The organism is Nostoc sp. GT001 (genome assembly GCF_030382115.1).
Taxonomy (GTDB): Bacteria; Cyanobacteriota; Cyanobacteriia; order Cyanobacteriales; family Nostocaceae; genus Nostoc.
In genome coordinates, this window is the sequence record NZ_JAUDRJ010000003.1 from 3,146,490 (window position 1) to 3,159,983 (window position 13,494).

Sequence of the window (13,494 nt, forward strand, 5' to 3'; positions counted from 1 at the left end):
CCTTGTGTTCCTTGTCTCTTCCCAATGCCCCACTCGCTACTCCCCACTCCCTTCTTTCGCAAGTTGAGCTTTTGCCTGTTGCCAGAGAGTTTCTAACTCATTCAAACTGTAATCAGAAAGGGGACGGTCAACAACCGCCTCCATTTTTTCTAATCGCTGGACAAATCGTTGATTAGTGCCTTGCAAAGCGTTGCTGGGGTCAAGATTATGCCAACGCGCTAGCTGAATCACGGCAAATAGTAAATCGCCTAATTCTGCTTCTTGTCGTTCGGGTGTTTCCTCAGCTAAAGCTTGCTGGAACTCTCCCAACTCCTCATAAAACTTATCCCAAACCCCCTGAATATTTTCCCATTCAAACCCGATCGCAGCAGCCTTTTGAGAAATCTTCATCGCCGCCGTCAGTGGGGGAAGAGTACGTCCATAACGAGCGAGTTTAGCACTAAATTTTTGGGCGTCTGGAGATGCTTCGCCCTTTTCCGCAGCTTTGATTTGTTCCCAATTTTGCCGCACCTCATCCACACTTGCCACCGACACATCACCAAACACATGAGGATGACGGCGAATCAACTTTTGGGAAATTCCCTGAGCGATCTCCTTAAGAGAAAATTGCCCCGATTCACTAGCGATTTGGGCTTGTAATACCACCTGTAATAATAAATCGCCTAACTCCTCAGCGATCGCACCCTTATCCCCACTCTTAATTGCATCCACCACCTCATAAGCCTCCTCAATCACATAAGGAGTCAAAGTTTCGGCAGTTTGAGCCAAATCCCAAGGACAACCACCATCAGGCTCACGCAACTTCGCCACCACCTCAATCAACTCCTGCAACGCCGCCAAACTCTCATCTTGCTTTTCCATACCTCTGCGTACCTCTGCGCTTCCCTTAGCGTTCCTTTGCGTTTAAAAAAATTATTTCTTCACTCTCGCCCGACGACCACCACCCCTCACTTTCCGCCTCTTAATTTTGCCACTAGGAAGCAACCCCCGAACCCCCTGCTTTTGAAAACGTTTATAAGCCGACCCCCCCAANTCGCTGAGAGAATGACTCATCGCACCGAGTTCCAACCCCAAAAACAGGGCGACATATTCAGTATCGTATTGCACGAGCGATCGCCCCACAGTTTGTCCCAAATCCTGCCAACTAAAACTCAGATTCCACAACCTTTGAGCGATCGCTAAAACGACAATTGCCAAAATAGCAAGCAAACACCCCAGATAAATCACCCGCAAAATCGTACCAATAATCGGCCCGTGGGATAAAAAAGAACGATGGCGGAGACTTTTTTGATAAGGTAGCCAAATCCAGCGCAAGAAACCCCAGCGTTGGAATTGCACAGAGTAAATATCCAAATCGGGGCCAAACATCAGCCCACCAAAGAGAAACCCACCTGCAACCAACAAAGTCGCATTGCTACTGCGAGTTTGCCAAAAAGTAACGCCCGCCACCAACGGCAGAGCATACATAGTAATGCGATCGTGCGTCCGACCAGAGGGCATCCTAAATCCTGTTAATGATAGCGGGGCGTTTAACTCGTGCTGAGTAACTGAATACTGAGTCAGTATAAGAGAAAAAAAGATTTTCTTGAAACTACTAGCGCAATGCGAAATCTTTTGCTATATTAGTTAAGGATTAGTCAAACGGGCGGTTAGCTCAGTTGGTAGAGCGCCTGCCTTACAAGCAGGATGTCATCAGTTCGAGTCTGGTACTGCCCATAGTTAAAAAGCCGTCGCTCTGACGGCTTTTTAATTGGAAGCATAACTTTGCCGCCGCGATTTACGGTAATATTATTGTCTTAAATCACCCAATATCACCTGTAACCACAGAGTAATTTTAGCTCAGGTTTAGCACAGTGAAATTGACGGTTGAAATCATAAACCAACGGCTCAAAGCGGCCAAGATTGGGGTAAGAGTTGAGGTTAGGGGCGATCGCTTATCATTGCGGGCCACACTGCCACCCAAGCCAGGAAGCAACAAAACTAAACCTTATCAGCAGTATCTCGCACTGGGCATTTACGCCAATCCTGCTGGACTGCAACGGGCAGAGGCAGAAGCCAAAATTGTTGGTGGGCTGTTGGCGCGGGGTGAATTTGATTGGAGTCGATATCTTGCTTCGGAGCAGGAATTGGGGACTTGTACTGAGCGCAGCCGTTCGCGTAGCGTCTCGCAGAGAAGTATTGGGGATTGGGCGCAGTGGATAGAAAAGCTACGCAATAATTACTTCGCCCAAAAAGGTGACACGCCAAATACCCAATTTACTTGGAAGAACGACTACGAAGCAGCTTTTAAAAACTTGAAGGGAGAAGTTACCAACACCTCACTTATTGTTGCTGCTACTTCAACCACTGCTAATAGCCGCAGCCGCAAACGGACTTGTGAAAAGTTGCAGCTTTTAGCCGAGCTTGCTGGAATAAAAGTTGACCTCAAACTCTACATTGGTAATTACGGCAACGCCCAAACCAAGCCACGCCAAATTCCCACTGATGACCAGATAATTCAGGTGCGATCGCTTTTCGATAATTCCCCGAAGTGGCTTTGGGCATACAGCGTAATGGCAACTTACGGATTGCGAGATCATGAGATATTTTTTTGTGAAATCTCGCCTACACCACCCCACACTTGCTATGTAAGAGAAGGAAAAACAGGGGAAAGAATCTGCTACCCTTTGCATCCAGATTGGCCAACACAATGGCAACTTTGGGAAATTAAAAAGCCAAACTGTACGGGGAAAATGTATCGGGATTACGGGCAAAGAGTAAGCCGAACCTTTGATCGCAAAGATGCACCCTTTAATCCCTACGACCTTCGTCACGCTTACGCAATTCGCGGCAGCGTGCGTCACAAAGTGCCAGTGGCGACAATGGCCGCATGGATGGGACACTCACCCACAGTTCACTGGAATACTTACAATAAATGGATATCTCAAGTCGAACACGCGAAAGTGTTTGAGGGATTGCTCAACAATTAGTTTAGTTTTAGCTGTCCCATGCGCGGATATCTTTGTCTATCCGATAGCACAAGGCAGTGCAAGAGCGCTTGGGACGGAAAGCTTCTACAAATCCTCAAGCATTAGTTGAATCAGCCTTTTGCGCTGCTTCTTGCTTAATCCCTTAGCCAGCAAAAGTATTTCCTCTGGCGACATCGGAGATTTTGCTGTTGCAACCTCCCCCTTGAGGTAATTCCTTAATGCATCCACGCCACTCAATCCAGCAGACTTGGCGATTTTCTCTAGGTTGTCTGAGGATGGAAACCCATTCCCAGCCAACCACTTCTGAACAGTAGACGAACTGACACCAAGTTCACGAGCAAATTCACTTTGGGAGCGATCGCCCTTCGCCCGATTTACAATTTCCTGAAAACGCTCCGCAAATTGATCGCTCATTAACGCTTGTTCAAAGATTTCCATCCACATCATGATAATTCAGCATCTAGCTGATTTTGATATTACGCGTGTCACCTTATAGACTCTTGTGATATAGTTTATGGCAACCACATCAAGAAAATATCACCATAGTAGTGGCAACATGGCTAAAAAATCATACACTACCTCAAACGCTATAGCAGAAGAGGTTGCAAAGGTATCGGAAGAGATGGGCATCCCTGAGTCCTCGATAGTTACTTTTGCCCTGAGACAGTTCTTGCTGAACTATCGAAAAGAGCAGCATGAAGCCAGAGAGCGAATGCTTTCAACGGCGCAATAGTGGGGAATGCATCTACACCAAGCACACAAAATGGAGCAGTCAGACAGTAAATACAAAATTGAGACTGAGCGTTTTATTCCCGAATCCCAACTCAGGGAGGCCATCAAAAAAATCCTGGCAGAAATGCTAGGAGTAAATGCCACTACTCAATCACAAAGGCAGTGGTATGACACAGAGCAAGCCTATCCTCTCTTAGGACTCAATTCAGTTAAGCAATTACGAGAAATGGTACGAAGCGGCATATTGCGAGTTGGGCATGAAGTACGTGATGTGCGGAGTCCCTCTTCTGCCGTACCTCGCTATCAGTTTCATATTGAAAAATGCGAGGCTAGACTTGCCTTGCCGCCTGAAAAACGGCGGGGCAAAAAAATAGCGTAATCAGGCACGATTACGCTCAAAAAAAGTTCTTTCATAGACTCAGATTATGACACAATCCTTAAAATCACGAAACCTAGATGTTTCGGTACAATCAAGCACCCGTGCGGATTTACGCCCCATCAATCCCATAGATGTTCAAGTGCCACAAGGCACAATTGCTGATACAAAAGAAGTAGAAAGAATCATTCAGATTTTAAAAAATAAAGGCTCACTACCGGAAGTAATTATCACACCAGACAATGTATTAATTCGCGGAATTGACGCAATAGAGGCCGCCAAGCAAATGGGGCAAGGACTCATTTTAGCATCTGTTCAAAAAGCAAGAATTGAGTCTTTAAAAATACAGATAGCTGTTATCAAGTTAGACGGTGGGACACAATCTCGCGCTGGTATCAATCAACAAGTAATTGATGAATACGCATCTGCTTGGCGGGATGGTGCAAAATTTCCGCCGATTATTGCCTTTTACGACGGCGAGAATTACTGGTTAGCAGACGGGTTCCATCGCTGCATTAGCGCAAAACAAGCAAATGTGGTGGAAGTTGAAGCCGATATTCGCCAGGGCACTCGCAGAGACGCGGTGCTGTATTCAGTGGGAGCTAACAGCAATCACGGCTTGAGGAGAACCAACGACGACAAGCGCCGCGCCGTATCTACCCTGCTCAGTGATGAAGAGTGGGTGTGCTGGAGCGACAGAGAAATCGCTCGGCGCTGCGGCGTGCATCACGACACTGTTAGTAGGATTCGCGCCGAGATTGGACGCAGTTCGGTACAGTCCAACACAACTGTCCAAGCAGAATCTAGTGGTCTATCTGGCGGTTTCCGCCAGATAGATGGGCAAGGGAGCCAGGGAGCAGGGACGGGGAGAAGAGTTAGCAGAGGCGGTTCAACCTACACCCAAAAGCCCAGGAAGGAGAAACCCTGGCTTCCCAAAGAAACAGAAGTAGTGTTCGTGACGGATGGCGAACATAAAGGCAAGTCCGCCGAGGTGCGAGTCATCACGGGCAATACAGCTCTCTGCTTCGTAGAGGGTGACACAGCTAAACACGCCCACATCTACCTCTCGCACATGAAGCCTGTCGTTGAGAAGTCGCAAGAACCACCCACATCCGTAAAACAGGAATTGCAGCAAAAACAAGAAGAAATGGGATTTGGCAAAGGGGAGCAATTATTCCCGGAAGCCCCCCGCAATGAGGAGCCAATACCAGAGCAACTTCCAGCATCTATGCCCAACTTTGCCGCCATTGGCGATGCACTGGTGGTGGAAGCGGCGATCGCATTATCTCGCTTGTCTCCAGAGCAATTAAATCAGGCCATCATCAAAGCCTCTACCACTTGGAGCAAAGCCCAGATTGAAGCAGTCTATCAAGCCCTTCTTCAGAGTTCAACAAAGGCGGTAGCATGACTATCGAAATTCCTTTGGATACCGACACCTATCTCAACATCATTGCTGGCAAGCAAGTATTGATTTCTCCTGAGATTATTGCAATAGCTCAGGGGCAGCGCTGCAAATTGGTCAACTCATTGACCAAAACTTATATGTTTTACCGTTTGCAAACAGTTGTTGGTGATTACGGTTATTGGGTGAAATGAAAATTCGAGATCGATTAAACAACTTGGCAAGAGAGTTCTACCGCCAGATGGGTTACGCGGTGAGGGAAGGATTTGACTTTTCTGCATCACAACATCCCCAAGAACTGATGTGTTACCGCATGGCTGAGATTGCCTACGAAGAGTTTACAGGCGACAGACCCGACTATGCAGAGGATGAGGAGGATCTATGAGCTATTGGAGAGAAAAAGCAGCATCGGTGATTGAAGAAGCGATCGCGAATTTCAGCGTCGATTTAGAAAACCTGACCGACCAACAAAAGCAGGATTTGAGGAGTGCAATTGACGCATCCTACCCTTTTGGAATGAGGAAAAACCATCCCTACCAGATTTGGTTGGACGAGCGACGCAAAGCCTTTTATCGGCTTGGACTAGCTGAAGCTGAGACAGGGCGTAGGGGAGCCAAAAGGAAGTCAGCTATTGGGTGCGATTCAACAGTCCCAGGACAACAATCATTATTTTAAATGAGCAACAGACCTGATTCACCCTGGTACTATGCGATCGCTTTCTTTGCTTTGGTGAGAGCGTATGGAAAGTTACACAGGTTGATTAGATTCGTTGGTAGAACCGATTCCTTTCAAAAGTCGGAATCTGATAATGAAGCGATTATTGAAACCCTTGATGACATTGAGGGCGAACTTGATTCTGTACGCCAGAGCATTGACGAGCAGCCAGGCGTTGAAAACTCAGATCAGGATTAATTAACAGCTATCTTCCCAAAAAAAGATGGCTTCCTGTAGACAATGCAATCCACAAGGAAACCAATCAAAGCAATATGATTATACCATTCTCTAAACCAGAAATATCCTTAGAAATAGCAATTTACCTATGGAATTCAGTTGAGCAATTCCCTGTAGATTTTGAGTTAGCGTGGCAATGGTTGGGATACACAAGAAAGGATTCAGCCAAGAAAAAGCTCACTAGAAACTTCGTTGAAAATGAAGATTATATGCTCCGCCATTTGGCGGAGTCGGCTCCAGATAAGGGATTAACCCATAGAGATGATATCTGGCTCTCTTGTAATTGCTTAAAAGAAATGGCAATGATGGCGGGTACTGAAAAAGGTAAAGAAGTACGCCAATATTTTCTTGAGTGTGAAATCTTGGCTAAACAGGCAGTCAAGGTAATTCCCCAACTCCAGCAGCAGATTCAGCAGATGCAAGAGAATTTTGATCGCCTCCAATCCCAAGTACAAAAAATACTCCCACCATCATCTGATTTCATCCCGCCAGGATGGGATGCAAGCACCTGGGCAACACTACCATCACAAGATAAACGTCACTTTCGCTATCTATACCAAAATTTCAATTTTCATCCAGAGTCTGAGGCGATCGATCATAAACTGATTTCCGCAGAGGCGAAGTTGCAACAAAGACAGGAGGTTGAACAAATCATCGGTGAGGTAACGTCTGTTGAAATCTGGAGAATAGAGGATGCAAAGCAAGAGTTATTAGCGCGATTCTGGGCAGAAGGAGGAGAATCATGAATAATTTTACCTCTGCAATGCTGGGGCAAATTAGCGCCCCAGTCAATATCCTCAAAGAATTTTTGGAGATTTTCAATCGTCGCCACAAATGCAAAGCAGCGATACTCTCATGGCTTGATGGCAAGCATTTCTATGGTCAAGAGTGGGTCAGGATAACTAACGAAAATCTGGGCGAAATCTTAGGGTATTGTCGGGAAACGATCAGCAAACATCTCAGAGAATTGGTGACAGACAATCTGGTGAGTGAGTTGCCAGCACAGCGCTTTCCCAAGGATACAGCCAATATGTACAGGCTAAATCCCAACTGGCTGCCACCGATAGAATTTGATAAATCTGAGTGGGCTGAATTATCAAAAGTGCTTGGCTTCTGGAAACATTTGGATATGCTGCCAAAAATACTTTTTTTCAGTCGATGCGAAAAAATTGACATAGATAGGCCAATTAATCAGCCTATCAATGCGAATAATCCGCCAACATTAGAAACTAACTTAAAGCTTTTTAAAAACAACAACACTGCTGTTGGTGAAAAAAAAGTTGTGGTGAAGGAAGAAGAGGAATCAGATTGGGAATCCATCTCTACGAGACGCTGCGCGAACGCTGCTGCAACCGATGATTGGGAGCAAACCCAGATTACTCACTCCGTTGAAAACTTAGAACAAGTAACTCCTGCTGACGAGATAGATCCTCATGATGATTTATCTTCCGCGCCAGAAATTAAGCAAACTTCAACTCAAAATAAGCCCACAAAGCAGGAAATTAAGGATACTTGTGTCGAACTAAAAAGGCTGCGAATTAATCCAGACCCGTGCTTGGGGGTAATTAAGAAATATTGGGGTAATGTGGCAGGTGCGATCGCTCGTGTCAAAGAGGCGCTATCAGAGGGTTGGTGCGACAATCCCACGGGATTATTCATCAACAGCTGCAAGAGTGGAGTCAAGGCAAAAACTACTGTCACGACTGATGTCAGTGATTGGTTTAACTGGGCACGCAAGCAAGGGATAGTGCTTGCGATGACGGGAGGACAGTGGGCTTACTTGCCAGATGGAAGCCAAGCCTCGCTTGAGGAAATGATGCGAAATTATCCAATGGGAGAGCTATGAAAGCCATCACAGTTAAAGCCACCCTAGCATGGGCCATATTCAACGCCAATCTCACTGTTATTAGGCGTTATGAGTCCATAGGTTTCCTGAAACAAGTAGCGATTCATGCAGGAAAACAATGCACGCGTTCGGATTGTGAGAATTTTTTCAGGATGACGGGAATTAAGCCTCCTCACCACAATCGTTTACCGCTTGGTCAGGTTATCGGGCTTGTTGATGTTGTGGATTGTCAACAAGTGGATAGCAGTCGTTGGGACTGGAAGATCGCCAACCCCAAACCTATCAACCGATTTCACCACAAAGGACAACTTGGAATTTACGAAATTCCAGACGACTGGATTGATTATGACTGCTCTAAAAACTGCATCCTTGAGGAGTGTGGCTACAAATCACAAGGTAATCCCAGAGGGCAATGGCGGGTTACAGTGTGGCCGCATCCATACGAAGAAGAACATTATTGTTTTGCAGTGGGTATGGGCGGTGGGGTAATGAGTGGCGGCATTCTAGGGCTTAGCACACTACACGGGTGCTATTTGGAGGCAGAAGAGGCGCTTCAGGCAGGTATAAAGGAGCTTTACTCATGAAAGCTATTAGTTTGTGGCAGCCTTGGGCGTCGTTTATTCCTTTGGGCATGAAGCGGTATGAGACGCGATCTTGGGAAACTAATTACCGAGGTGATTTACTGATTTGTTCGGCGAAAAAACAGTCTAGAGAGCAAGAGCGGATTTACGACAAAATTTTATACAAATATCAGGATCGATATCCCGATTTACTCATAGACGATGAGTGGTGTAGGGAATGGGATGATTTGCCTAGAGGTTATGCGATCGCCGTTGTCACCCTTAGCGACTGCTTCCATTTGACCGAAGAATTTATCGCCCAACAATCAGAAGTTGAGATTGATTGTGGAGATTGGCGAGTTGGACGATGGGCATGGAAGTTGGAGGATATTGAGAAGATTGTTGAGCCATTTCCTGTTTGTGGCAAGCAAGGATTTTTTGAGGTTGAGTTTGATCCTTCTTGTCTTGATTTGGAGGCAGTTGCATAATGTTTGGATTTGATGGCGAAATTGAAGGGTTTCAGAAAATACTTCGGCGAATTGCAACCAATCCAGGCGAGGGCGGAATCACACACAAAGAGGTTAGGGCATACGGCAGATGCCTGCTGCCACTGGTTTCAGTGATGAATTTAGGCAAATTTGAGTCAGAAATCAAACTTATGCTGGTGGCGATTTCAGCATCTGGATTGCCCCATTACGATCGCTCGTTCCTAGCCTCTAAGATACTGAAATTGTTAGAGGAGATCCCAAACTCTAAGTCTGAATCAACAAATGCAGAATATTTCTGATGCGGGAGTATTAACAATGCCAATTGAATCTTGCAGAGGTAGGGAAATTGAGACAAGTTGGGAACCGGGAGAGGGATGGTACTACAGGCTTGATTCTGGTGAGTGGTACGGCCCTTTTGATGCCGAGGAAGAAGCGATGGAAGCAGCAGAAGACAGGATTGACTCGGAGGATTGGGAATGACTAAATCTTGCCTCAATTGCCTCATGGGAGAATTTCATCCAGTAATTGATAGCGGGTTGTTCTCTTACTCTGGCGAGTGCTGTCATTTTGAGCGCGGCATCCGCGAACAGGTTCTAGGAATTATTGAGGTGGAGAGCGAGTACCTGACAGAAGTTGAGGAGATGTTTGAGGGAATCGGGCAACAATGCCCAATGTGGGAGCCAAAATCATGATTGCCATGCCAGCTTCTTCCGATTCCGCGCATAATCATCCGGCGATCGCACAGGAGTGGGACAAATGACTGAATTAGCTGCACCCAACCTTGGTAAATTTTTTACCAGTTGCACCAAGCGTCCGGCTACCGCAGAAGATATTACCTTGCTCCAGGTAGGTGATTGGATTAGTGAAAAAGAATGTCCCTGGTCTTTTCAGTTCAAGCGCTGGGATGGGAATATGTGCATTGGTGCATGGGAGGAAAAAGAATTCCCTATCCCACGCCACCTACTGATGGTTTGCCAGATCATAGAGGGACAAGTTGTTGAAAAATTTTTCAGGAGCGAGGTTGTCGCCTCTTATAAAATTTTCAACAAGCTCATAAACCAACTGGGTTTCACTTCGATTTTTGAGCTATCAGACTTGACTTTTGAACTAGTTGAAGATTTTGGTGTATGTGCTTACTATGTGAGGAAAAAAGACACTCAAGTAACTATCAGAAAATTGGCTGTTCTACCTCAGCATCAAAAACAAGGATGGGGACGGCTTTTAATTTATCGAGTAATTTGTAAAGCTATCGAGCAGCAAAAAACCAGTATTTTCCTCAAATGCCCTGCCGATTTATCGGCTAACGATTTTTACAAAAATCTTGGTTTTGAACTGGAAGCAACAGAGCAAGATAGAACGCGACCTCTTAATCATTGGCGATACCATATTAAATTACCTTTACTCTTTTACTGCGGTGGTGGTGGAAAGAGTAAGTATGATGCGATCGCTACTGAGCATGGCTGGAATTTAGGAATAAATAGCAGCGGCAAGAACAAATCTCACCAGCACATGATGATGATCGACAATGATTGGGAGAATTACGACCACGAAAAGCACCTTGCGATGGTGAAACAGAACAAGCCACTAATTGCCACGGCAAGAGACATAGAACACCCCGATCAACTACCAGAAATTTTAGACCAGGCAACAGAATTAGCTAAATACGCTGGTCGAGTGTTACTGATTCCTAAATGTGATGTAACGCTGCCTGATAGTTATTGGTTAGGTTACAGTGTCGAGTCAGGGTATGGAAAAACGGATCTTAAGCCAGAGTGGTTTGGTAAAAGACCTGTACATCTACTGGGCGGCAGTCCCAAAAAAACAAGCACTTCTGTATCCTCAGATGAACGTAATCAGTCTTGATGCAAACTACGCCATGAACTTGGCTAGCAACTATTGCAAGGCGGTTTGGACTGACGGAAAGAAAAATATTGAACACCAAGAACAGGGGTGCTACCAGGCACTATCTCTTTCTTTAAAAGAGCAGTTTCAATTTTGGGCAACTCAATGCCCTGTCAATGCAACCAAGTCCGAACAATTAATGGATGAAGTGAATACACAGCAATTCAAGATAGGCGATCGCGTCAAGTGGAGGGATGTCCCCGAATCTATCTATCAGATTGCAAAACCAGAGCGCGGGGGTCACGTAACAATTGAACTAATTGAATCTAGCACCAAGCCCAAACCTCCGCGCAGAAAACGAGTTACTTTGTGGGAAATTCAATTACTAGCGAAAAGACCCTCCAGTGGCACGGATTTAGGCTTTAAAGTAGGCGATCGCATTATCTCCAAGCATCGCTTAAGCTTGGGGCAAACCTTTGAAATCGCAGAATATCCAAATGTATACGCCGATGGCTTAGTCAGTTATGAGTCACTGGTAACTACTACGAATTTAGTGCTTGGTACAGATCAAGTGGAGAAACTTAATCCCAAACCAGTTCTGCCACCAGATGCGCCGATCGCAGTAATACTATTCGCTGGCGGCGGTGGCGTGGAAGCCGGCATGGTGGAAGCTGGGATTCGACCACTTACCGCTGTCGAGTTTGACCCGAAGAAGCCCAAACTCAGCAGTGCGATCGCTGATTGTCACGAACGCAATTTTGGCGAATACGGTTGTCAGGTAGAAAGGAAAACTGTTCAGGAAATCTCAAAATTAGGATTTCCTGTTTTCCCGCGAAATACCGAGTTTCTCCATGCTTCCCCAATGTGTTCTAATTTTAGCAATGCCAAAGCGGGTGAGGCTATTGAAACAACAGAAGATATCGAGATGGCGTCAGCTGTTGCGGATGCGATTCGCCATCTCCAACCCAAGTTTTTCACGCTTGAAAACGTCAAGTGCTACCGCGATTCCCAAAGCTTCAAAATTATTGTCCAGGCGCTAGAAGTTGAGGGCTATATCTGGCAAAGGCAAATTATGACTTTGCTCGATTGTCAAGCCAGGGAGCGGTTTATTGTCTGGGCGGCTAAAGGCTGGTTGCCGCCGTTACCGGAGCCAATTCAACCAGTTGGCTGGTATGAAGTAGTGGCTGATCTCATCCCCAAAATGGCGGATTCAGAATTAGTCCTAGGACAGCAGAAATCGCTTGAAGAATTCCTCTCAAAGAACGAACCCACACCATTGCTGATTCAAAGAACAGGGGCAAGAGAAAAAGAGTACAGAATCAAACCCGCTCACCTCCCATGCGATACCATACTGCGATCACACTTCACCGACGGTAAAGGCTGCAATCGCAACAAGTTTGCTGATATCTGGCTACCGGATGGCACTGTAAAGTCACTGTCAATAGAAGCAGCAGCGCGGTTGCAAGGGTTTCCAGATTGGTACGAATTCCCCCCAGATACCGCCACTGCTGGCTCGATTATTGGCTATTCAGTGCCGCCAAAATTTGCAGCGCAATTGTTTAAATCCCTCCAACAACCCCCGCCAATTGAAGTACAAATTCTGCAATCCCTAGAGCGCATTATCCAACACAACTGGCACATCCAAAACCTAGAAACCGAATCCAGACAAACCAACATCATTAAAGAAGCCATCAAATCTGACAAAAACGCGATCACTTCCGTTCAAGAACACATTAATCAACTGCTGGAAGAACTGATTATCTACCGCCAGTTAAGGGAGTTAGTTGGTGCGGATGAAGCTAAAATCAGAACGCTTAAGATAATTGCAACTCAAAACCACAATCAGTCAACTTCTGATTAATACTGGCGATTTCTTCACTCGTAAAATCGCCAACTCCAGAGATACCTGTCATCGCTTCTCTGAGTTTAGCGATCGCAAAAATCAGGGTTTCTACTTTTCTCAGGTTAGTGAGGGTGGTAAGCAGAGTGGTAAATGCCGTATTGGCTTTCAGGGTCTTTTCAGCCGCAGCGTACACTCGTCCCCATTCTGGGGAGCTATCTAAAAGCAAGATGAGCTTGTCCCAGTTCTCTACCTTGATTTGAGGAATAGTAATTAATTGGGGGAGTTGCCAAGTGTTAGTGGTACTGTCCCAGTAATGCTCCAAGGATGGCTGGGGAGGCTTGGGAAGCACGGCTTCTCCATCCCAATAAACCTCGTATGGAAGCAAGTTCGGCCCTTCAATGCATTTGTACCCAGTTGGTAATTCTGATTCCAAGTAGACATCTGTTATGCCTGCGATTTCGTTATTGCAGATTAAAAAAATCATA

Annotated in this window: 21 protein-coding genes and 1 tRNA gene; 18 read left to right on the forward strand and 4 right to left on the reverse strand. The window is 45.8% G+C overall.

Translation table 11 applies throughout. The annotated features are described in order from the left end of the window. Positions 1–36: 36 nt before the first annotated feature. Together mazG and QUD05_RS16300 are read right to left on the reverse strand one after the other, a co-directional pair. A complete protein-coding gene (gene mazG / locus QUD05_RS16295) occupies positions 37–861 on the reverse strand; it encodes a nucleoside triphosphate pyrophosphohydrolase (protein ID WP_289796968.1) in 825 nt (274 codons plus the stop codon). A gap of 51 nt (positions 862–912) precedes the next feature. Next, positions 913–1,500 carry a metal-binding protein gene (locus QUD05_RS16300; protein WP_289796969.1) on the reverse strand — a complete coding sequence of 196 codons (588 nt, stop codon included), beginning with the start codon at positions 1,498–1,500 and terminating at the stop codon, positions 913–915. A 143-nt stretch (positions 1,501–1,643) separates the two neighbouring features. On the opposite strand from QUD05_RS16300, the gene QUD05_RS16305 reads away from it, so the two are divergent. After that, positions 1,644–1,716, forward strand: a tRNA-Val gene (locus tag QUD05_RS16305). A gap of 137 nt (positions 1,717–1,853) precedes the next feature. Then, entirely contained in the window at positions 1,854–2,969 is a 1,116-nt protein-coding gene (locus tag QUD05_RS16310; protein WP_289796970.1) for a site-specific integrase, read from the forward strand. 84 nt (positions 2,970–3,053) lie between these two features. Here the strand turns inward: QUD05_RS16310 and QUD05_RS16315 are convergent, their stop codons facing one another. Beyond that, positions 3,054–3,383: a helix-turn-helix transcriptional regulator gene (locus QUD05_RS16315; protein WP_289796971.1), complete on the reverse strand. Its 330-nt coding sequence runs from the start codon at positions 3,381–3,383 to the stop codon at positions 3,054–3,056. A 100-nt stretch (positions 3,384–3,483) separates the two neighbouring features. On the opposite strand from QUD05_RS16315, the gene QUD05_RS16320 reads away from it, so the two are divergent. From QUD05_RS16320 to QUD05_RS16395, 16 genes are all read left to right on the forward strand, one after another. Continuing rightward, on the forward strand, positions 3,484–3,702 hold the full coding sequence (locus QUD05_RS16320; protein ID WP_289796972.1) for a hypothetical protein: 219 nt from the start codon (positions 3,484–3,486) through the stop codon (positions 3,700–3,702). A gap of 6 nt (positions 3,703–3,708) precedes the next feature. After that, a complete protein-coding gene (locus tag QUD05_RS16325; RefSeq protein ID WP_289796973.1) occupies positions 3,709–4,080 on the forward strand; it encodes a hypothetical protein in 372 nt (123 codons plus the stop codon). Between the two features lie 46 nt (positions 4,081–4,126). Further along, positions 4,127–5,485, forward strand: a complete 1,359-nt coding sequence (locus QUD05_RS16330; protein ID WP_289796974.1) for a hypothetical protein — start codon at positions 4,127–4,129, stop codon at positions 5,483–5,485. After that, positions 5,482–5,673, forward strand: a complete 192-nt coding sequence (locus QUD05_RS16335; protein WP_289796975.1) for a hypothetical protein — start codon at positions 5,482–5,484, stop codon at positions 5,671–5,673. Before QUD05_RS16330 ends, QUD05_RS16335 begins: the two co-directional genes overlap by 4 nt. After that, positions 5,670–5,864 carry a hypothetical protein gene (locus tag QUD05_RS16340; RefSeq protein WP_289796976.1) on the forward strand — a complete coding sequence of 65 codons (195 nt, stop codon included), beginning with the start codon at positions 5,670–5,672 and terminating at the stop codon, positions 5,862–5,864. Before QUD05_RS16335 ends, QUD05_RS16340 begins: the two co-directional genes overlap by 4 nt. Continuing rightward, on the forward strand, positions 5,861–6,154 hold the full coding sequence (locus tag QUD05_RS16345) for a hypothetical protein (protein WP_289796977.1): 294 nt from the start codon (positions 5,861–5,863) through the stop codon (positions 6,152–6,154). The genes QUD05_RS16340 and QUD05_RS16345 overlap by 4 nt, the downstream gene beginning before the upstream one ends. Further along, positions 6,155–6,391: a hypothetical protein gene (locus QUD05_RS16350; RefSeq protein WP_289796978.1), complete on the forward strand. Its 237-nt coding sequence runs from the start codon at positions 6,155–6,157 to the stop codon at positions 6,389–6,391. Positions 6,392–6,465: 74 nt separating this feature from the next. Next, the gene (locus tag QUD05_RS16355; protein WP_289796979.1) at positions 6,466–7,176 is read left to right on the forward strand and encodes a hypothetical protein; all 711 of its coding nucleotides are present in this window, start codon (positions 6,466–6,468) and stop codon (positions 7,174–7,176) included. After that, positions 7,173–8,276 (forward strand): helix-turn-helix domain-containing protein, encoded by a 1,104-nt coding sequence (locus tag QUD05_RS16360; protein WP_289796980.1) that lies wholly within the window; start codon positions 7,173–7,175, stop codon positions 8,274–8,276. Before QUD05_RS16355 ends, QUD05_RS16360 begins: the two co-directional genes overlap by 4 nt. Further along, the gene (locus QUD05_RS16365; RefSeq protein WP_289796981.1) at positions 8,273–8,860 is read left to right on the forward strand and encodes a hypothetical protein; all 588 of its coding nucleotides are present in this window, start codon (positions 8,273–8,275) and stop codon (positions 8,858–8,860) included. The genes QUD05_RS16360 and QUD05_RS16365 overlap by 4 nt, the downstream gene beginning before the upstream one ends. After that, complete coding sequence (locus tag QUD05_RS16370; RefSeq protein WP_289796982.1) at positions 8,857–9,324, forward strand: ASCH domain-containing protein; 468 nt, start codon at positions 8,857–8,859, stop codon at positions 9,322–9,324. The genes QUD05_RS16365 and QUD05_RS16370 overlap by 4 nt, the downstream gene beginning before the upstream one ends. Next, positions 9,324–9,623, forward strand: a complete 300-nt coding sequence (locus QUD05_RS16375) for a hypothetical protein (RefSeq protein ID WP_289796983.1) — start codon at positions 9,324–9,326, stop codon at positions 9,621–9,623. The genes QUD05_RS16370 and QUD05_RS16375 overlap by 1 nt, the downstream gene beginning before the upstream one ends. Continuing rightward, positions 9,607–9,804 (forward strand): hypothetical protein, encoded by a 198-nt coding sequence (locus QUD05_RS16380; protein ID WP_289796984.1) that lies wholly within the window; start codon positions 9,607–9,609, stop codon positions 9,802–9,804. The genes QUD05_RS16375 and QUD05_RS16380 overlap by 17 nt, the downstream gene beginning before the upstream one ends. Further along, positions 9,801–10,016 carry a hypothetical protein gene (locus tag QUD05_RS16385; protein ID WP_289796985.1) on the forward strand — a complete coding sequence of 72 codons (216 nt, stop codon included), beginning with the start codon at positions 9,801–9,803 and terminating at the stop codon, positions 10,014–10,016. The genes QUD05_RS16380 and QUD05_RS16385 overlap by 4 nt, the downstream gene beginning before the upstream one ends. A 64-nt stretch (positions 10,017–10,080) precedes the next feature. Next, entirely contained in the window at positions 10,081–11,187 is a 1,107-nt protein-coding gene (locus QUD05_RS16390; RefSeq protein WP_289796986.1) for a DUF6610 family protein, read from the forward strand. After that, positions 11,072–13,027: a DNA cytosine methyltransferase gene (locus QUD05_RS16395; RefSeq protein WP_289796987.1), complete on the forward strand. Its 1,956-nt coding sequence runs from the start codon at positions 11,072–11,074 to the stop codon at positions 13,025–13,027. The genes QUD05_RS16390 and QUD05_RS16395 overlap by 116 nt, the downstream gene beginning before the upstream one ends. Here the strand turns inward: QUD05_RS16395 and QUD05_RS16400 are convergent. Then, positions 12,981–13,493, reverse strand: coding sequence for a hypothetical protein (locus QUD05_RS16400; protein WP_289796988.1), 513 nt, complete (start codon positions 13,491–13,493; stop codon positions 12,981–12,983). The two genes, QUD05_RS16395 and QUD05_RS16400, sit on opposite strands and share 47 nt — an antisense overlap. Position 13,494 lies beyond the last annotated feature (1 nt).